This is a genomic window from Streptomyces sp. NPDC046931, assembly GCF_040644655.1.
Taxonomy (GTDB): Bacteria; Actinomycetota; Actinomycetes; order Streptomycetales; family Streptomycetaceae; genus Streptomyces.
The window spans coordinates 465,876-485,385 of record NZ_JBEYWX010000001.1 but is presented as its reverse complement, the minus strand read 5'-3'; the positions used below and the strand labels follow the sequence as shown (position 1 = coordinate 485,385).

The following is a 19,510-nucleotide window of genomic DNA, read 5'->3' as shown; positions in this document are numbered from 1 at the left end:
GATGAACTGCGAGACTGGTCGTCATGAGCTACAGCACGGCCGATCCCTCGCCGACGGTGACGCTGGACGACGTCCGGGGCGCCCAGAAGATGCTCTCGGGGGTGGCTCGTGTCACCGCCATGGAGGGCAGCAGGCATCTGTCCCAGCTGGTCGGCGCGCCGGTGCACCTCAAGTGCGAGAACCTCCAGCGCACGGGGTCGTTCAAGCTGCGCGGCGCCTATGTGCGGATCGCGGGGCTGCTGCCCGAGGAGCGGGCGGCGGGCGTCGTCGCCGCGAGCGCCGGCAACCATGCGCAGGGGGTCGCCCTCGCGTCCTCGCTGCTCGGTGTGCACTCCACGGTCTTCATGCCGAAGGGCGCCGCGCTGCCGAAGATCAGCGCGACCCGCGAGTACGGCGCGGACGTACGGCTGCACGGCCAGGTGGTGGACGAGACGCTGGCCGCGGCGCAGGAGTACGCGTGCGAGACCGGCGCGGTGTTCATCCACCCCTTCGACCACCCCGACATCGTCGCGGGCCAGGGCACGGTCGGGCTCGAGATCCTGGAGCAGTGCCCCGAGGTGCGCACGATCGTCGTCGGCATCGGCGGCGGAGGACTGATCGCGGGCATCGCGACCGCGGTGAAGGCGCTGCGCCCGGACGTGCGGGTGGTGGGCGTGCAGGCGGAGGGCGCGGCCGCGTATCCGCCCTCGCTGGCGGCCGGGCGCCCGGTGTCGGTGGGGAACCCGGCCACGATGGCCGACGGCATCATGGTGGGCCGGCCCGGTGATGTGCCGTTCCGGATCGTCCGAGACCTGGTCGACGAGGTCCGCACGGTGTCCGAGGACGCGCTGTCCGCCGCGCTGCTGCTCTGCCTGGAGCGGGCCAAGCTGGTCGTCGAGCCGGCCGGCGCGAGCCCTGTGGCGGCGCTGCTGAGCGAGCCGGACGGCTTCGAGGGCCCGGTGGTCGCTGTGCTCTCCGGCGGCAACGTCGACCCGGTGCTGATGCAGCGCATCCTGCGGCATGGCATGGCCGCGCAGGGCCGCTACCTGGCCGTCCGGCTGCGACTGACCGACCGGCCGGGGGTTCTGGCCTCGCTGCTCGGGGTGCTGTCGGCGGCGGACGCCAACGTCCTCGATGTCAGCCACGTACGGACCGACCCACGGCTGGGGCTCACGGAGGCGGAGGTGGAGCTGCACCTGGAGACGAAGGGTCCCGTGCACTGCGCCGAGGTCGGCCACGCCCTGCGCGACGCCGGCTACACGGTCATCGACTGAGTCGCCGAGGAGACCGGGACCAGGCCGAACGGCCACAGCGTCGTGAAGGACACCGGCGGGGTCTTCCTCGAGTGCAAGAAGTAGTGCCGACGCGGACGGTCCCGTTCGTCCGGACCCGGCCGCCTGCCGCGTGACGAGGCCCCGGCGCCATGGCGCCGGGGCCTCGTCATGTTCCGCGTCTCAGCCGGAGTACGGCTCGGCCTTCAGGATCTTCACCGTGGCCTTCTTGCCGTTCGGCAGCTCGTACTCGGCGTCCTCGCCGACCTTCTTGCCGTTCACGCCCGTCCCCAGCGGGGACTGCGGCGAGTAGGTCTCGATGCCGGAGCTCGCGTACTCGCGGGACGCCAGCAGGAAGGTCAGGGTGTCGTCCTCGTCACCGTCGAAGGCGATCGTGACGACCATGCCCGGCGCCACGGCACCATCGGCCGCCGGAGCCTCGCCGACCTTGGCGTTCTCCAGGAGCTGGGTCAGCTGGCGCACACGGAGCTCCTGCTTGCCCTGCTCCTCCTTGGCCGCGTGGTACCCGCCGTTCTCGCGCAGGTCGCCCTCCTCGCGCGCGGCGGCGATCTTGGCGGCGATCTCCGTGCGCGCGGGACCAGAAAGGTACTCCAGCTCGGCCTTGAGCTGGTTGTACGCCTCCTGGGTCAGCCAGGTGACGTTCTCGCTGGTCTGGGTCACAGGTGCTCCTCGTCGGTACTGGGAATACAAAGCATCGCCCTACCCAGAAGAATGTTCCTTCATGGGTGGGCGAAACCACGAGCCTAACAATTCAGCGGCGAAAGGGGGAGGACATAAGCCATCAGAATTACGTCAACCCAGGTCAGCGGCCATGTGACACGGGACGGCGTCAGTCCGTGTGGCAGCCGAGCAGCTCCGCAGTGGTGCCCTGGGCGGTGGTACGGAGCGTGACCACCTTGTCGATGCGCGTGGCGTGTCCGCCGAACCGGAAGTCCGCGCGGCCCACCTCGGCACCGTCCGCCGACTGGGAGCGCAGGGTGCAGTAACCGGCCGTGTCCGCGTCCTTGCGGACCTCGAGATGGATCCTGACCGAGTCGTGCGCGGCCTCGAAGGTGATGACCTGGGCGCTGATCTTGTTCTGGGCCACGTAGTGGTACGCGAACCAGCCGACGATCGCGAGCAGCAGCGCGCCGAGCACACCACCGACGATCTTGAGGGTGCGGTCGGCGCGCTCGTCCGCGGAGCGGCCGTAACGGCCCTCGGGCAGCCGCGTGCTCGCCGTGGTCATGACCGTCCTCTCGGCAGGAACCGGGACGAACGTCCCGGAAGGGGCTCTCCGGGATCGGACCCGGAATTATTCGCCCCCCGAGTCGGTCACTATAGAAGCCGCCCATCGCGTCGTTTCACACCGGGCGCCGACTTGCCGACTTACTGAGGATCGAGTCTTGACTGACCAACTGCGACTGATGGCCGTGCACGCCCACCCCGACGACGAGTCGAGCAAGGGCGCGGCCACCATGGCGAAGTACGTGGCCGAGGGGGTGGACGTGCTGGTGGTGACCTGCACGGGCGGGGAACGCGGCTCCATCCTCAACCCCAAGCTCCAGGGCGACACGTACATCCAGGAGCACATCCACGAGGTACGCAAGAAGGAGATGGACGAGGCACGGGAGATCCTGGGCGTCCGGCAGGAGTGGCTCGGCTTCGTCGACTCCGGCCTGCCGGAGGGCGACCCGCTGCCCCCGCTGCCCGAGGGGTGCTTCGCCCTCGAGGACGTCGACAAGGCGGCCGGAGAACTCGTCCGCAAGATCCGCGCGTTCCGTCCGCAGGTGATCACCACCTACGACGAGAACGGCGGCTACCCGCACCCCGACCACATCATGACCCACAAGATCTCGATGGTGGCGTTCGAGGGGGCGGCGGACACCGAGAAGTACCCGGAGGCGGAGTTCGGCCCGGCGTGGGAGCCGCTGAAGCTCTACTACAACCAGGGCTTCAACCGCCCGCGCACCGAGGCGCTGCACAAGGCGATGCTGGAGCGCGGCCTGGAGTCCCCCTACGGTGACTGGCTGAAGCGGTGGGACGAGTTCGAGCGCGTCGAGCGCACCCTGACCACCCACGTCCCGTGCGCGGACTTCTTCGAGATCCGCGACAAGGCGCTGATCGCGCACGCCACGCAGATCGACCCCGACGGCGGCTGGTTCCGCGTCCCGCTCGAGCTCCAGAAGGAGGTCTGGCCGACGGAGGAGTACGAGCTGGCGAAGTCGCTCGTGGACACCTCCCTGCCGGAGGACGACCTCTTTGCAGGCGTCCGCCGGCCCTGAGGGACAATGCCTGTCATGAGCGCAAGCGTGAGCCTGGCAGTGACGCACCTGGTCCCCCTCGCCGAGGTGGACAAGAACAAGGTCACCCCCGGCATCCTCGGCTTCATCGTCTTCGCGGCGATGGCGCTGGCCGTGTGGGGTCTGATGAAGTCGATGAACAAGCACATGCGCAAGGTGGACTTCGAGGAGGCCGACGGCTCCGGCGAAGCGGCCGCGCAAAAGGGCCAGGGCGCGCCCAAGGCCCAGCGGGGCTGATCCGGCCTTCGCTCTCTCCCGGCCCGCGGTGCCGTGGACGGTCCCGGCAGGCGGCACCGCCGGGCCGCTCCGCCGCGCGCTCCACGGCGGGGCGCGCCCGGCCGTTCCGCGGTCCTCCCCGGTGAGCGGCGCCGTGGGAGAGTGGGGGAGTGAACCGACTGGCCCATGAGACGTCCCCGTACCTGCTCCAGCACGCAGACAACCCCGTCGACTGGTGGCCCTGGTCGGCGGAGGCCTTCGACGAGGCGCGCAAGCGGAACGTTCCCGTCCTGCTGAGCGTCGGCTACAGCAGCTGCCACTGGTGCCATGTCATGGCGCACGAGTCCTTCGAGGACCCGGAGACCGCCGCCTACCTCAACGAGCGCTTCGTCAGTGTCAAGGTCGACCGCGAGGAACGCCCCGACGTCGACGCCGTCTACATGGAGGCCGTCCAGGCGGCCACCGGCCAGGGCGGCTGGCCCATGACGGTCTTCCTCACCCCGGACGCCGAGCCGTTCTACTTCGGCACCTACTTCCCGCCCGCCCCCCGCCACGGGATGCCCTCCTTCCGGCAGGTCCTCCAGGGCGTCCATCAGGCGTGGGCGGACCGCCGGGAGGAGGTGACCGAGGTCGCCGGGAAGATCGTGCGGGACCTCGCCGGGCGCGAGTTCCAGTACGGCGACACCCGCACCCCCGGCGAGGAGGAGCTCGCCCAGGCCCTGCTCGGCCTCACCCGCGAGTACGACCCGCAGCGCGGCGGCTTCGGCGGCGCCCCCAAGTTCCCGCCGTCCATGGTCCTCGAGTTCCTGTTGCGCCACCACGCCCGCACCGGCTCCGAGGGCGCCCTCCAGATGGCCGAGGACACCTGTGAGCGCATGGCGCGCGGTGGCCTCTACGACCAGCTGGGCGGCGGCTTCGCCCGCTACTCCGTGGACCGCGACTGGGTCGTGCCGCACTTCGAGAAGATGCTCTACGACAACGCCCTGCTGTGCCGTGTGTACGCGCACCTGTGGCGTGCCACCGGATCCGGACTCGCCCGCCGGGTGGCCCTGGAGACCGCCGACTTCATGGTGCGCGAACTGCGCACCGCCGAGGGAGGCTTCGCCTCCGCGCTCGACGCCGACAGCGACGACGGGCATGGCCGGCACGTCGAGGGTGCCTTCTACGTGTGGACGCCCGCGCAGCTCGCCGAGGTCCTCGGTCCGCAGGACGCCGAGCTCGCGGCCCAGTACTTCGGTGTGACGGAGGAGGGCACCTTCGAGCACGGCGCTTCGGTCCTCCAGCTCCCCCGGGGCGAGGGCGTGTTCGACGCGGAGAGGGTCGAGTCGATCAGGCGCCGCCTGTTCGAGGCGCGGGCCCGGCGCCCCGCCCCGGGCCGGGACGACAAGGTGGTCGCCGCCTGGAACGGCCTCGCCGTCGCCGCCCTCGCGGAGACCGGCGCGTACTTCGACCGCCCCGATCTCGTGGACGCCGCGATCGGCGCGGCCGACCTCCTGGTGCGGGTGCACATGGACGAGCAGGCCCGGCTCGCCCGTACGTCGAAGGACGGCCGGGCGGGGGCCAACGCGGGCGTGCTGGAGGACTACGCCGACGTCGCCGAGGGCTTCCTCGCCCTGGCCTCCGTGACCGGCGAGGGCGTCTGGCTGGAGTTCGCCGGACTTCTGCTCGGCCAGGTGCTCACCCGGTTCACCGACGAGAGCGGGGCGCTGTACGACACCGCCGCCGACGCCGAGAAGCTCATCCGCCGCCCCCAGGACCCCACCGACAACGCCGCCCCGTCCGGCTGGACGGCCGCCGCCGGCGCCCTGCTGGCGTACGCCGCCCAGACCGGCGCCGAACCCCACCGCACCGCGGCGGAGCGGGCGTTGGGCGTCGTCAAGGCGCTCGGCCCGCGGGTGCCCCGGTTCATCGGCTGGGGGCTGGCCGTCGCGGAGGCGTTCCTCGACGGGCCGCGCGAGGTCGCGATCGTCGGTCCGTCCCTCGACGACCCGGCGACCAGGACCCTGCACCGCACGGCGCTGCTGGGCACCGCTCCGGGTGCGGTCGTGGCCGTGGGCACTCCGGAGAGTGATGAGTTCCCTCTCCTGGTTGACCGAATTCCGGCCAATGGCGAACCCACCGCATATGTCTGCCGCAATTTCACCTGCGATGCGCCGACCACGGATCCGGAGCGGCTCCGCAGATCGCTGAGCGGCTGAAACGCCTCGCGGAACGTGTTGTTCCGGGCGCCGGAATTGGGTGTGTGTTCGGGTAGATCCCAGTAGGCGGGTGACCGTCGCGAAACAAGCTATTTATCGGAAGAACTCCCGGACTTCACAGTTCCCACCTACTCTCTCCACCGTTGAAGCGACAGGAGTAACTCGCTGTCGCGACAGGGGGGTTCTGGGGATCTGGGGGGATCTTTTCCTTGCTGACGTCTGTCTTCATCGCTGCCGTTTCGCTGGCGCTGTTCTGGATGGCGGCCTTCACCCTGTGGTGGCAGATGCACGCGTGGCGCACGCCCGAAGTGCTGGCCTCCACCAGGTTCAGCAGCCCGGACGGTGCCGAGCATCTGTCGTTCTCGCTGCTGCTGCCCGCGAGACACGAACAGGCCGTGCTCGACCACACCATCCAGCGGCTGCTGGAGTCCAGCCACACCGACTTCGAGATCATCGTGATCGTGGGGCACGACGACCCGGAGACCACCGAGGTCGCCAGGAAGGCCGCGGGCCGCGACGGGCGCGTCCGCGTCGTCGTCGACCACCACGAGAAGAAGAACAAGCCGAAGGCCATGAACACGGCGCTGCCGCACTGCCGCGGCGATGTCGTCGGGGTCTTCGACGCCGAGGACCAGGTCCATCCGGAGCTGCTCGCCCATGTAGACCACGCGTTCCGCACCACGGGCGCCGACGTCGTCCAGGGCGGAGTGCAGCTGATCAACTTCCACTCCAGCTGGTACAGCCTGCGCAACTGCCTGGAGTATTTCTTCTGGTTCCGCTCCCGGCTGCACCTGCACGCGCAGAAGGGGTTCATCCCGCTCGGCGGCAACACCGTCTTCGTGCGCACGGACGTGCTCAGGGAGGCCGACGGCTGGGACCCCGACTGCCTGGCGGAGGACTGCGACCTGGGGGTGCGGCTGTCCAGCGTCGGCAAGAAGGTCGTCGTCGCCTACGACTCCGACATGGTGACCCGGGAGGAGACACCCGGCTCGCTGATGTCGCTGCTCAAGCAGCGCACCCGCTGGAACCAGGGCTTCCTTCAGGTGTACCGCAAGAAGGACTGGAAGCAGCTCCCCGGCCTCGGGCAGCGGATGCTCGCCCGCTACACCCTGATGACGCCGTTCCTCCAGGCCTTCTCCGGTGTCGTCATCCCGCTCAACGCGGGCGTGGCCCTCTTCCTGGACGTGCCGGTCGGCATCGCCTTCCTCACCTTCCTGCCCCTCGTCACCGCGGCGGTCACCTTCGTCTTCGAGGTGGTCGGGCTGCACGACTTCGGCAAGCAGTACGGGCTGCGCGTCCGCTTCGTCCACTACGTGAAGCTCATCGTGGGCGGTCCCTTCTACCAGGTGCTCCTCGCGGGCGCCGCCGTCCGTGCCGTCTGGCGCGAGCAGCGCGGCCGCAACGACTGGGAGCTGACCAGCCACGTCGGCGCGCATCTGCCCACGGCCGCCGTGATCCGCGAGACCCGAGAGGACGTTCCCGCGTGACCTCCACTCTTCCCGCGGCGACCGGCACCAAGGTCCCCGCGCAGGACACACCTGTCCCCGCAACTGTTCCCATCTCCCCTCCGGCGTTCCGTTTCCGCAGCTCCCGGCCGGATCTGGTGCTGTGCGGCGTGCTCCTCGCGGCGATCCTCACGGTGCAGGGCTGGAACATCGCCGACTACCCGACCCTCAGCGACGACGAGGGCACCTACCTCGCCCAGGCCTGGGCCGTACAGAACGGCCACGGGCTCGCCCACTACACGTACTGGTACGACCACCCGCCGCTCGGCTGGATCCAGTTGGCCCTGCTGACCTGGCTGCCCTCCCGCGTCGACCCCTCACTGATGGCGGTCGGCAGTATGCGCCCGGCGATGCTGCTGGTCAGCGCGGTGAGCGCGGTCCTCGTCTACATCCTCGCCCGGCGTCTGAGGCTGCCGGTGTGGGCGGCGGGGCTCGCCATGGTCCTGTTCGGGCTCTCGCCGCTGTCGGTGGTGCTCCAGCGCGAGATCTTCCTCGACAACATCGCGGTGATGTGGACACTCCTCGCGTTCACCCTGGCCGCGTCCCCGAGTCGTCACCTCTGGCATCACTTCGGCGCGGGACTCGCCGCCGCGGCCGGCGTCCTCACCAAGGAGACGATGCTCGTCGTCCTGCCCGCCGTCTTCCTCACCATGTGGCGCCACAGCCACCGTGACACCCGCAAGTTCGCGCTCACCGGCGCCGTCACCGCGTGCGCCCTGATCGGACTGTCGTACCCGCTCTTCGCCCTGCTCAAGGGCGAGTTGCTGCCGGGCGCGGGCCATGTCTCCCTGTGGGACGGCATCACCTACCAGATGAGCCGGGCCGGTTCCGGATTCCTCCTCGACCCGGGCTCCGGCTCGTACGGCGTACTGCACTCCTGGCTCTACTACGACCGGGTCCTGCCGCTCGGCGGGCTCGCCGGAGCGCTGCTGCTCCTGCTCACCTGGCGCTGGTCGGTCACCGCACGGGCGCTGGCCGGACCCGCGCTCGCCGTCGCGATCCTCACCCTGGTCGCGATGCGGCCGAGCGGCTATCTGCCCGCGATGTACGTCATCCAGGCCCTGCCGTTCCTCGCCCTGGTCCTGGCGGGTTCCGCCGCGAGCATCGCCCACGCGGTGCTGCACAGGCGGCGCGGCAGGACCGAGCGGCCCTTCGTCACCTGGGCGCGGTACGCCGTGGCGGCCCTGCTGGTGGCCGCCGCCGGGGCCTACGCGGTGCCCCGCTGGTACGACGGCGACCGCACCGCCGTCACCGCCGACGCGAACGCCTCCTACCGGGCGGCCTCCCACTGGCTCACCAGCCAGGTGCAGGACCCGAAGGACACCCGGGTGCTCGTCGACGACGCACTCTGGCTCGACCTCGTCCACGCCGGATACCGGCCCGGGCTCGGCGTCATCTGGTTCTACAAGGCCGACCTGGACCCCGCGGTCACCAGGACCATGCCGCACGGCTGGCGGGACCTCGACTATGTGGTCGCCTCCCCGACGGTCCGGCGCGACGCGGCCGACCTGCCGGGCGTCATGGCCGCGATCAGGCACTCCACGCCGGTGGCCACCTTCGGCACCGGCCCCGACCGGATCGAGATCCGCAAGGTCGACCAAGCCGCGGGAGGCGACCGATGAGCCAGGAATCCACCGCCCCCGGTGAGCTGGGCGATCCGGCGGTACGGGCCGCGGAAGTGCCCGAACCGGGTGCCGTCACCCTCGTCGTACCGACCTTCAACGAGTCGGGCAACATCCGCGAACTGCTGCGCCGGATCACCGAGTCGGTACCGTCCCGGCTGCCCTGCGAGGTCGTCTTCGTCGACGACTCCACCGACGACACCCCCGATGTGATCTTCCGCGAGGCGCAGGACTGCCCGTTCCCGGTCACCGTGCTGCACCGACAGGAGCCGGCCGGCGGGCTCGGCGGGGCCGTGGTGGAGGGCATGAAGGCGGCCGGCTCCGACTGGATCGTCGTCATGGACGGGGATCTCCAGCATCCGCCGTCCCTGGTACCGGAGCTGATCGGCACCGGGGAGCGGACGAACGCCGCGCTGGTCGTCGCCTCCCGCTACATCAAGGGCGGCAGCCGCGCGGGGCTCGCGGGCGGCTACCGTATCGCCGTATCCCGCGGCGCGACCTGGCTCACCAAGTCGCTCTTCCCGCGCCGGCTGCGCGGCATCAGCGACCCGATGAGCGGCTTCTTCGCCGTCCGCCGCAGCGCGGTCGCCGCGGAGGTCCTCCAGCCGCTCGGCTACAAGATCCTCCTCGAGCTGGCCGTGCGCAGCAGACCGCGCCGGGTCGCCGAGGTGCCGTTCGTCTTCCAGGACCGGTTCGCCGGCGAGTCCAAGTCGACCGCGCGGGAGGGCTTCCGTTTCCTGCGTCATCTGGCCGGGCTGCGCACCGCCTCGCCGATCGCCCGCATGGTCGCCTTCGGGCTGATCGGCGCCTCCGGTTTCGTACCGAACCTGGTGGGCCTGTGGGCGCTCACCCGGCTCGGTCTGCACTACCTGCCGGCGGAGATCCTCGCCAACCAGCTGGGCGTGGCCTGGAACTTCCTGCTCATGGAGCACCTGCTGTTCCGTGAGCGCCGCCGCCACCGCCACTGGTGGGACCGGATGGGCCGGTTCGCGCTGCTCGCCAACGCCGACCTGGTGCTGCGTATCCCGCTCATCGCGCTGCTGGTGCACGAGTTCGGGACGGGTGCGCTGCCGGCCACCGCGCTGGCGCTGGTGATGACGTTCGTCCTGCGCTTCGTGGGGACCGAGGCGCTGGTCTATCTGCCGCGCCGGGGACGGAAGGCCGAAGGCCGGGGCGCCGCCGAAGAGCCGAGGCCCGCCGGGGGCGGGAACCGCACAGCGAGGAGGAGCGTGTGAAGACCGTCCGCAGACTCCGCGTCCTGCCCAGACGCAGAACCGCCCTGCTGGCCGTGACCGGCCTGACCATGGGCCTGCTGCTGACCTCGCCGCAGCCCGCGTCCGCCGCCAACCTCGTGAAGAACCCCGGCTTCGAGACCGCCGGCACCGACGGGATGCCGTACTGCTGGGAGAAGTCCGGCTGGGGCGACAACGACTTCACCTTCACCACCACCGGGGACGCCCACACGGGAAGCAAGGCCATGAAGGTCGAGCTGACCCGCCGCGTCGACGGTGACCGCAAGGCGCTCATCACCGAGTCCGCGAGCTGCGCGCCCGTGGTCACCCCGGGCAGGCAGTACGACCTCTCGCTGTGGTACAGGTCGACCACCCCCGACACCGCGGTCACCCTGTTCCGGCACGACGCGACGGCCGGCTGGCAGTACTGGACCGACCTCAAGACGCTGGACCCGAGCGCGGGCTGGGCACAGGCGAGCGTCCGCACCCCCGAGGTGCCCTCCGGGACCGACCTGATCACCTGGGGTGTCTCGGTGTACGGCACCGGGTCCGTGACCACCGACGACTACACGATGGAGCAGGTCGCCGATCCATTGCCGCCCGCGCAGTGCACCGGGACCACGGATCAGTGCGCGAACGGCCGCTGGCAGGTCCTGCCCACGCAGAACCCCGTCCGCTCCATGCACTCCGTCGTCCTCAGCAACGGCAAGGTGCTGCTGATCGCGGGCTCCGGCAACAGCGCGGAGAACTTCGCCGCGGGTACGTTCACCAGCGCGGTCTACGACCCCTCGGACGGCTCGTACAAGGTGATCCCCACCCCGAAGGACATGTTCTGCGCCGGGCATGTGCAGCTTCAGGACGGGCGGGTGCTCGTCATGAGCGGCAACAAGGCGTACCCGGTCGCGGGCGGACACGGCTACGAGGGGTTCAAGGACTCGTACGTCTTCGACCCGGGGACCGAGACGTACACCAAGACCAACGACCTCAACGACGGCCACTGGTACCCGTCAGCGACCGAACTCGGCAACGGTGACGTGATCTCCTTCGGCGGGCTGCGCGAGGACTCCACGGGCTCGGTGACGACCGAGTACTGGTCGGACAAGGACCAGCAGTGGCAGCCGCTGTGGAAGGTCAACCAGACCTGGTCGTACTGGGGCCTGTACCCGTCGATGATCCTGATGCAGGACGGCCGCCTCTTCTACTCGGGCAGCCATGTCTTCGGCGACAACATCCCGGGCACCGGCTCGGCGATCTACGACTACGGCGCCAACACGATCACGCAGATCCCGGGCTTCCGGAACAAGGACGAGCGCGACCAGTCGGCGAGCGTGCTGCTGCCCCCGGCCCAGGACCAGAGGGTCCTCACCCTCGGCGGCGGCAACATCGACTCCAACCCGGACGCGAACCGGCTCACCGACCTGATCGACCTCAAGCAGGCCGACCCGACGTACGTCGCCGGGCCGCCGCTCCCGCAGGGCACCGTCGACCTCGGCAACGGCAAGGTCGCGGAGACCGGCGGGCAGGGCAAGATGTACGTCTCCGCGGTGCTGCTGCCGGACGGCAAGGTGCTGGAGACGGGCGGCGCCCTGCACAACCGGGCGGACCCGGTGTACGAGTCCTCGGTCTACGACCCGGACACCGGCACCTTCGACCCTGTGGCCGCCGACCCCGAGGCCCGCGGCTACCACTCCTCGGCGTTCCTGCTGCCGGACGGCCGGGTGATGGCGACCGGCGACAACCCCGGCAACGGGACGTGGAACCACAACGTGTCGATCTACTCGCCGCCCTACCTGTTCAAGGGCACCCGCCCGACGATCACCTCGGTGATCCAGAGCGAGTGGACGTACGGCACCACGCAGCGGATCACGGTCGACCGGCCCATCGCGAAGGCGGAACTGATCCGCCCGGCGGCGGTCACGCACTCCTCCGACCCCAACCAGCGGTTCGTGGACCTGCCGCTGACGGTGGACGGCGGCAACGTCGACCTGAATGTGACGAGCAACCCCAATCTGGCCCCGCCCGGCTGGTACATGCTCTTCGCGGTCGACGCGAACGGCGTCCCGTCGGTGGCACGGTGGATCCACCTGAAGGGCCCGGCGGCCCTCGCCGCGGACACCCCCGCGGCGCACGTCCACTCCTTCGCCGACGCCACGGCGGGCAGGACCACCGGCCCCGGCGCGAAGCGCACCTCGCAGAAGGTCAGCACGACGATCTCCGGCTGCGACCGGCACTACGGCTCGGCCAATGTCTGTGTGCCGACCGCGTTCCCGCCCGGGGTGAAGAGGACGACGGCCGCGCGCTGCGCCTGGCTCGAGCGCAACGACTACGGCCGGCTCCGGGTCAACGGCAAGGACGACCCGCTCGGACTCGACCCGGACAGGGACGGGGCGGCCTGCGGGAAGGGCGATGTGAAGAACGCGCGCTAGGCCCGGCTCGGGAACTCCGCCAGGGCGCGCTCCACGATGGCCTCCAGCTGGTCGTGGTGCGCGCCCTTCCAGTAGGCGCGGCCGCAGGCCCGGCAGAGCGCGAAGACGTCGTACGAACGGCGGGTGCCGTGCTGGAGCTGGTCGGCGACCTCCTCCTTGGTGGCGTCGCGGAGCAGGCCGTTGCACGCGGTGCACCGGGTCCACGGCCGCAGCCCGGGGGCGAACCGGTCGAGCACGTCCCGGAGTTGGTCGTCCGGCCGGGTGCTGTAGACGAACGCGCCCGCCCACAGCTCGCGGCGGCGCAGCAGCCCCCGGTCGCGGCTGAGCAGCACCCGCTGCTCGGCCGCCGAGCGGGCGGCGAGGGCCGCGTCGCCGATGTCGGTCGACTCGTAGGCCGCGTCCACCCCGAGCAGCCGCAGCCGGCGGGCCAGGGTGCCGAGGTGGACGTCCAGGAGGAAGCGGAGCGGGGCCCCGGGCACCTGCTGGGGGCGCTCCACCGGGTGGACCTCGACCCGCTCGCCGGCGGCCGGAACGTGGGAGAAGGGCGAGGTGCGGCCGTCCACGACGAGCGCTCCGACCTCGGTCAGCGGTACGCCCAGCGACTCGACGACATGGCCGAGCGTGGAGGCGCCGTCGGTGACGACCGTGGTGGCGCGTCCACGCCGCGCGTGCGGGACGAAGAGCCCCAGCGCGGGGGCGAACTCGACGTGGATCTCGGGTCCGTTCACCGGCTCAGGATGACACGCGGGACCCGTCCGCGGCCTGCGGGTTTCGGGGCCGCCCGCCTCGGTCGGCCCCGGTGAAAGAGCGTGTCAAAAGCCGGTGACTGTCACATGACCGTCCTATGGCCTTTTCTTTCACCCGTCACCCGTGCTGGTACGCCACCAGGGAGATCCCTACGTAGTGGACGACGAAGGCGGCGAGGGTGAACGAGTGGAAGACCTCGTGGAAGCCGAACCACCGGGGTGACGGGTTCGGCCGCTTGATCGCGTAGACCACGCCGCCCGCGCTGTAGAGCAGTCCGCCGACGATGACGAGCACCAGGACGGCGATACCGCCGGTGCGCATGAAGTCGGGGAGGAAGAAGACGGCGGCCCAGCCCATCGCGATGTAACAGGGGGTGTACAGCCATCGCGGGGCGCCGACCCAGAAGACGCGGAAGACGATGCCGGCCGCCGCGGCGGCCCAGATGCCCCACAGCAGCCACCGGCCCTTCGCGCCCGGCAGGAGCAGCAGGGCCAGGGGCGTGTAGGTGCCCGCGATGATCAGGAAGATGTTCGCATGGTCGAGCCGGCGCAGTACGCCGTCCATGCGCGGGCTCCAGTTGCCGCGGTGGTAGAGCGCGCTCACCCCGAAGAGCAGACAGGCCGTCATGACGTAGATGCCGCAGGCGACTCTGCCGCGGGGCGAGTCCGCGAGCGCCGTGAGCACCAGGCCCGCGACGAGGACGGCCGGGAACATTCCGAGGTGCAGCCACCCGCGCAGCTTCGGCTTGACGGGATGGGGCAGGGAGAGCGCGACGGGACGGCTGCCGGCTGCCGGCGGGTCCGTGGGCGCGTCGGGGACGGACGCAGTCATGCGCGGCATGGTACCTACGGAACCGTAAGTTACGGACCAAAGTGCGACCGGTATCACCCGGGCTGTCCGGCCTGTGCGGAAACCGTGCCACCGCAAAAAATCCTTCTGCTGAATCCTACGTGGACGCAAAGAATCGCGGGCACGCGTGGCGATCCTCACTCCGCTCAGGTGTGACGTCCTCTGGACAGATGGGCAAGAACGTCGGATGATCAAATGAGTGCGGTCGGCACCGGATGAGCGGCTACGAAGCATCCGGGTCGCAGCCCCCACGGGGCAACCAACAGAAAACCCCTCGTTTCTAGGAGCGATCGTGGCGCGCGACATCGCGGCTCCCTCAACCGTCCCCACCCAGCACAAGGACCTGATCTCGTGGGTCAACGAGATCGCCGAACTGACGCAGCCGGACAGCGTGGTCTGGTGTGACGGATCCGAGGCCGAATACGAGCGCCTGTGCGAGGAGCTCGTCCGCAAGGGCACGTTCAAGCAGCTCGACCCGATCAAGCGCCCCAACTCCTACTACGCGGCCTCCGACCCGACCGACGTCGCCCGCGTCGAGGACCGGACGTTCATATGCTCCGAGCGGGAGCAGGACGCCGGCCCGACCAACCACTGGAAGGCGCCCGCCGAGATGCGGGAGATCTTCGAGGGCGAGAAGGGACTGTTCCGCGGTTCCATGCGAGGCCGCACGATGTACGTCGTGCCGTTCTGCATGGGCCCGCTGGGCTCCCCGCTCTCCGCGATCGGCGTGGAGATCACCGACTCCGCCTACGTCGCCGTCTCCATGCGCACGATGACACGCATGGGCCAGGCGGTCCTCGACGAACTCGGCTCCGAGGGCTTCTTCGTGAAGGCCGTCCACTCCCTCGGTGCCCCGCTGGAGCCCGGGCAGGAGGACGTCTCCTGGCCCTGCAACCAGACCAAGTACATCTCGCACTTCCCCGAGAGCCGCGAGATCTGGTCGTACGGCTCCGGCTACGGCGGTAACGCGCTGCTCGGCAAGAAGTGCTACGCCCTGCGCATCGCCTCGGTCATGGCGCGCGACGAGGGCTGGCTCGCCGAGCACATGCTGATCCTCAAGCTCACGCCCCCGCAGGGCGAGTCCAAGTACGTCGCCGCGGCCTTCCCGAGCGCCTGCGGCAAGACGAACCTCGCCATGCTCGAGCCGACGATCTCCGGCTGGACGGTCGAGACGATCGGTGACGACATCGCCTGGATGCGGTTCGGCGAGGACGGCCGCCTGTACGCGATCAACCCGGAGGCCGGCTTCTTCGGTGTCGCCCCCGGCACCGGCGAGCACACCAACGCCAACGCGATGAAGACGCTGTGGGGCAACTCCGTCTTCACCAATGTCGCCCTCACCGACGACAACGACATCTGGTGGGAGGGCATGACGGAGGAGACTCCGGCCCACCTCACCGACTGGAAGGGCAACGACTGGACGCCGGAGTCCGGGACCCCGGCCGCCCACCCGAACGCCCGCTTCACGGTCCCCGCCTCGCAGTGCCCGATCATCGCGCCCGAGTGGGAGGACCCGAAGGGTGTGCCGATCTCGGCGATCCTCTTCGGCGGCCGCCGCGCCTCCGCGGTCCCGCTGGTGACGGAGTCCTTCGACTGGAACCACGGTGTCTTCCTCGGCGCGAACGTCGCCTCCGAGAAGACCGCCGCGGCCGAGGGCAGGGTCGGCGAGCTGCGCCGGGACCCCTTCGCGATGCTGCCGTTCTGCGGCTACAACATGGGCGACTACATGGGTCACTGGGTCGACGTGGCCAAGGGCAGGGACCAGTCCAAGCTGCCGAAGATCTACTACGTCAACTGGTTCCGCAAGAACGACGAGGGCAAGTTCGTCTGGCCGGGCTTCGGCGAGAACAGCCGCGTCCTGAAGTGGATCGTGGAGCGCCTGGAGGGCAAGGCCGAGGGCGTCGAGACCCCGATCGGCATCCTGCCGGCGAAGGGGGCGCTGGACACGGACGGCCTGGAGCTGTCGGAGTCCGACCTGGAATTCCTGCTCACCGTCGACAAGGACGTGTGGCGCGAGGAGGCGGGCCTGGTCCCCGAGCACCTCAACACCTTCGGCGACCACACCCCGAAGGAGCTCTGGGACCAGTACCGCGCGCTGGTGCAGCGCCTGGGCTGAGCCCACCGAAAAGCTCCGCGGCCGGTCCGGCATGCCCTGACCAGCGATGTCGTCACGAAGGCCGGCCGCGGTGACAGCACCGTGTTGCACCGGGCCGGGGCCCGCACCGTACAACGGCGTACGGGGCGGGCCCCGGCCCGGTCTCCGTACATCCCGTACACACCGCATATCCCGTACACACCGCGAAGGGCATCGAAAGCGGGCAGTCAGGGGCAATTCACCTATGGTGATGCCATGCGCGGAATCCTGTTGGCCGGGGGCACCGGCTCGCGACTGTGGCCGTTGACCCACTCGGTGTCGAAGCAACTTCTTCCGGTCTTCGACAAGCCGATGGTCTATTACCCGCTCTCCACACTCGTGATGGCGGGGATCCGCGAGATCCTGGTCATCACGACTCCCGAAGACCAGTACCAGTTCCGCCGGTTGCTCGGCGACGGAAGCCAACTGGGCCTTCGGCTGGAATACCTGGCACAGAAACGCCCGGAGGGCATCGCGCAGGCCTTTCTGCTGGGGGCCGACTTCCTCGGTGACGAGCCGGTCGCCCTCATTCTGGGCGACAACATCTTCCATGGGAGCGGCCTCGGCACCCGGCTGGCCCGCCACGACGACCTGTCGGGCGGCAGGGTGTTCGCCTACCCGGTCGCCAACCCCTGCGCCTATGGCGTCGTGGAGTTCGACGAGCAGGGCCGGGCCCTGTCCATCGAGGAGAAGCCCGCCCGGCCCAGGTCCCGGTACGCCGTGCCCGGACTGTACTTCTACGACCACCACGTGGTGGAGATCGCCCGTGGTCTGCGGCCCAGCGCCAGGGGTGAGTTGGAGATCACCGACCTCAACCGCGTCTATCTGGAGGCCGGGGCGCTCCATGTCACCCGGCTCGACCGGGGCACCGCGTGGCTGGACACCGGTACCTTCACCTCCCTGGTCCAGGCCTCGGAGTTCGTGCGGGTGATCGAGGAACGCCAGGGCTTCAAGGTCGGCTGCGTGGAGGAGGCGGTCTGGCGGGCCGGCCTGATCGACGACGACCGGCTCCGTGAGCTGGCCCAGCCGCTGCTCAAGAGCGGATACGGACACTATCTGCTGGGACTGCTGGAAGACGCCCGGGGCCTGGTCGGACCTCGGCGGGGCAGCGGTTTGCGGCCCGGGCAACTGCTGTCCACGGGCCCGGGTGCGCCCGCCTAAAGCCCTGCGCCGGATGTCCCGAAGACAACGGGTGCAGGGACCGACCACAGCTGCGCGGCGGAAGGAAGCGGGCGCGTGCGAGCACTGGGCATCGAAGGGGCCTGGGTGGACACACCCAGGGTGTTCACGGACGACAGGGGCAGATTCCACGAGTGGTTCAAGGCCGAGACGTTCCACAGCTCCACCGGGCAGGGGTTCGGGCTCCGGCAGGCCAACTGCTCCAGCTCCGTCCGCGGCACGCTGCGCGGGATCCACTACGCGGCGGTCCCGCCGGGACAGGCCAAGTACGTCACCTGCGTCAGCGGCGCCGTCCTCGACGTGGTGGTCGACATCCGCACCGGTTCCCCGGGGTTCGGCACATGGGAGGCGGTCCGGCTCGACGACACCACGCACCGCTGCCTCTACCTCTCGGAAGGGCTGGGCCATGCCTTCATGGCGCTGGAGGACAACTCCACCGTCGTGTATCTGTGCTCACAGCCCTATGCCCCGCAGCGGGAGTACGGGATCAACCCGCTCGACCCCGCGCTGGCCATCGCCTGGCCCGACCACCTCGTACCGCTCCTGTCCGACAAGGACGCCGTGGCACCCACGCTCGCGGAGGCCGAGCGGCAGGGCCTGCTGCCTTCCTACGAGGAGTGCGGTGCCTATCGCAGTAATCCGGCGTCGGCACCTGTATGACAGCCGCGTGGGTGATCTTCGTCGGTGACACGGAGTGACGGGTGATCGAATCGTTACGGAGAGTGAAAGATGGCCGCGTCCGTGGCCACGGGCAACGTGAGCGCGCCCCAGTGCGTGCGCTTGCGGTGTGGTCACTCCACGTTTCGTGAGGAAGGTTCTGAGTGAGCCGTAGAACTACCCGAAGTTCACGCGTGAAATCCGCCACGATGGTCTCGGCCGGCGCGCTTGCCGTCGTTCTGAACATCGCCCCGAGCACGGTCGCCGTCGCCGACGCCATCCATCGGTCCGGCGTGGGCAGCAGTGTGGGGCTGCCGGGCCCGAAGGGCGCCATGGGTGCCCACCATCACAAGATCCCGGGCAAGGGCACCAAGGCCCACGGCGGCCACCGCGCTGGGGACCCGGACCCCCACGGCCATGGCGGCGCGACCGGGCCGCAGGGTCCGCAGGGGCCTCCGGGTCCGCAGGGCCCTCCCGGCGGCGGCGTGGGCGGCCCCATGGGCCCGCAGGGTCCCGGGGGTACCCCCGGTCCGCAGGGCATCCCGGGTGCTCGGGGGCCCCAGGGCACCACAGGCTCTCAGGGTCCCGGGGGTACCCCCGGTCCGCAGGGCATCCCGGGTGCTCAGGGGCCCCAGGGCACCACAGGCTCTCAGGGTTCCCAGGGGACGCAAGGAACGCAGGGCACCACCGGCCCCCAGGGGGCCACCGGTGCTCAGGGAACGCAAGGCACCACCGGTGCTCAGGGAACGCAGGGCACTACGGGTGCTCAGGGTTCACAGGGCACCCAGGGCACGCAGGGCACCCAGGGTTCGCAGGGCTCGCAGGGTGCGACGGGCACTCCCGGTCCGCAGGGCATCCCGGGTGCGCAGGGTGCGACGGGTGCCACCGGTCCGCAGGGGACGCAGGGCACGCAGGGCACTACGGGTGCTCAGGGTTCACAGGGCACGCAGGGTTCGCAGGGCTCGCAGGGTGAGACGGGCACTCCCGGTCCGCAGGGCATCCCGGGTGCTCAGGGTGCCAACGGTGCGCAGGGGACGCAGGGCGCCCAGGGCGACCCCGGTGTCCAGGGTCCGACGGGTGCCACCGGTCCTCAGGGCACGCAGGGCGACCCCGGTGTGCAAGGTCCGACGGGTGCCACCGGCGCCACGGGTGCCACCGGTCCTCAGGGGACGCAGGGCACGCAGGGCACGCA

The 19,510-nt window shown here is 70.2% G+C and carries 16 protein-coding genes; 11 read left to right on the top strand and 5 right to left on the bottom strand.

The features are described from left to right. The first annotated feature begins 23 nt into the window (after positions 1-23). Complete coding sequence (gene ilvA / locus ABZ876_RS02180) at positions 24-1,253, top strand: threonine ammonia-lyase (protein WP_361772916.1); 1,230 nt, start codon at positions 24-26, stop codon at positions 1,251-1,253. 180 nt (positions 1,254-1,433) lie between these two features. Here the strand turns inward: ilvA and greA are convergent, their stop codons facing one another. Next, entirely contained in the window at positions 1,434-1,931 is a 498-nt protein-coding gene (gene greA, locus ABZ876_RS02175) for a transcription elongation factor GreA (protein ID WP_361772913.1), read from the bottom strand. Between the two features lie 169 nt (positions 1,932-2,100). Then, positions 2,101-2,499, bottom strand: a complete 399-nt coding sequence (locus ABZ876_RS02170) for a DUF4307 domain-containing protein (protein WP_361772910.1) — start codon at positions 2,497-2,499, stop codon at positions 2,101-2,103. A gap of 157 nt (positions 2,500-2,656) precedes the next feature. On the opposite strand from ABZ876_RS02170, the gene mca reads away from it, so the two are divergent. From mca to ABZ876_RS02135, 7 genes are all read left to right on the top strand, one after another. Then, entirely contained in the window at positions 2,657-3,535 is an 879-nt protein-coding gene (gene mca / locus ABZ876_RS02165; protein ID WP_361772907.1) for a mycothiol conjugate amidase Mca, read from the top strand. 15 nt (positions 3,536-3,550) lie between these two features. After that, a complete protein-coding gene (locus tag ABZ876_RS02160; RefSeq protein WP_361772904.1) occupies positions 3,551-3,790 on the top strand; it encodes a hypothetical protein in 240 nt (79 codons plus the stop codon). Between the two features lie 149 nt (positions 3,791-3,939). After that, on the top strand, positions 3,940-5,967 hold the full coding sequence (locus tag ABZ876_RS02155; RefSeq protein ID WP_361772901.1) for a thioredoxin domain-containing protein: 2,028 nt from the start codon (positions 3,940-3,942) through the stop codon (positions 5,965-5,967). Positions 5,968-6,176: 209 nt separating this feature from the next. Next, positions 6,177-7,454, top strand: coding sequence for a glycosyltransferase (locus ABZ876_RS02150; protein WP_361772898.1), 1,278 nt, complete (start codon positions 6,177-6,179; stop codon positions 7,452-7,454). Beyond that, positions 7,451-9,094, top strand: coding sequence for a phospholipid carrier-dependent glycosyltransferase (locus ABZ876_RS02145; protein ID WP_361772895.1), 1,644 nt, complete (start codon positions 7,451-7,453; stop codon positions 9,092-9,094). The genes ABZ876_RS02150 and ABZ876_RS02145 overlap by 4 nt, the downstream gene beginning before the upstream one ends. Next, positions 9,091-10,329, top strand: a complete 1,239-nt coding sequence (locus ABZ876_RS02140) for a glycosyltransferase family 2 protein (RefSeq protein ID WP_361772892.1) — start codon at positions 9,091-9,093, stop codon at positions 10,327-10,329. The genes ABZ876_RS02145 and ABZ876_RS02140 overlap by 4 nt, the downstream gene beginning before the upstream one ends. Before the next feature lie 68 nt (positions 10,330-10,397). Next, positions 10,398-12,752, top strand: coding sequence for a galactose oxidase-like domain-containing protein (locus ABZ876_RS02135; RefSeq protein WP_361773882.1), 2,355 nt, complete (start codon positions 10,398-10,400; stop codon positions 12,750-12,752). Here ABZ876_RS02135 and ABZ876_RS02130 read toward each other — a convergent pair. Together ABZ876_RS02130 and ABZ876_RS02125 are read right to left on the bottom strand one after the other, a co-directional pair. Next, entirely contained in the window at positions 12,749-13,480 is a 732-nt protein-coding gene (locus tag ABZ876_RS02130; protein ID WP_361772889.1) for a Mut7-C RNAse domain-containing protein, read from the bottom strand. The genes ABZ876_RS02135 and ABZ876_RS02130 overlap by 4 nt on opposite strands. 136 nt (positions 13,481-13,616) lie before the next feature. Next, positions 13,617-14,330, bottom strand: coding sequence for a hemolysin III family protein (locus tag ABZ876_RS02125; RefSeq protein ID WP_361772886.1), 714 nt, complete (start codon positions 14,328-14,330; stop codon positions 13,617-13,619). A gap of 310 nt (positions 14,331-14,640) precedes the next feature. On the opposite strand from ABZ876_RS02125, the gene ABZ876_RS02120 reads away from it, so the two are divergent. The 3 genes from ABZ876_RS02120 to rfbC all read left to right on the top strand — a co-directional run bounded on the left by ABZ876_RS02120 (position 14,641) and on the right by rfbC (position 18,321). Further along, on the top strand, positions 14,641-16,464 hold the full coding sequence (locus ABZ876_RS02120; protein ID WP_361772883.1) for a phosphoenolpyruvate carboxykinase (GTP): 1,824 nt from the start codon (positions 14,641-14,643) through the stop codon (positions 16,462-16,464). Between the two features lie 234 nt (positions 16,465-16,698). Continuing rightward, positions 16,699-17,643 carry a glucose-1-phosphate thymidylyltransferase RfbA gene (gene rfbA, locus ABZ876_RS02115; RefSeq protein ID WP_361772880.1) on the top strand — a complete coding sequence of 315 codons (945 nt, stop codon included), beginning with the start codon at positions 16,699-16,701 and terminating at the stop codon, positions 17,641-17,643. A gap of 75 nt (positions 17,644-17,718) precedes the next feature. Beyond that, positions 17,719-18,321 carry a dTDP-4-dehydrorhamnose 3,5-epimerase gene (gene rfbC, locus ABZ876_RS02110; protein ID WP_361772877.1) on the top strand — a complete coding sequence of 201 codons (603 nt, stop codon included), beginning with the start codon at positions 17,719-17,721 and terminating at the stop codon, positions 18,319-18,321. Positions 18,322-19,253: 932 nt separating this feature from the next. Here rfbC and ABZ876_RS02105 read toward each other — a convergent pair. After that, positions 19,254-19,510: hypothetical protein (locus tag ABZ876_RS02105; protein ID WP_361772874.1), on the bottom strand; the 257-nt coding region annotated here is incomplete at its 5' end.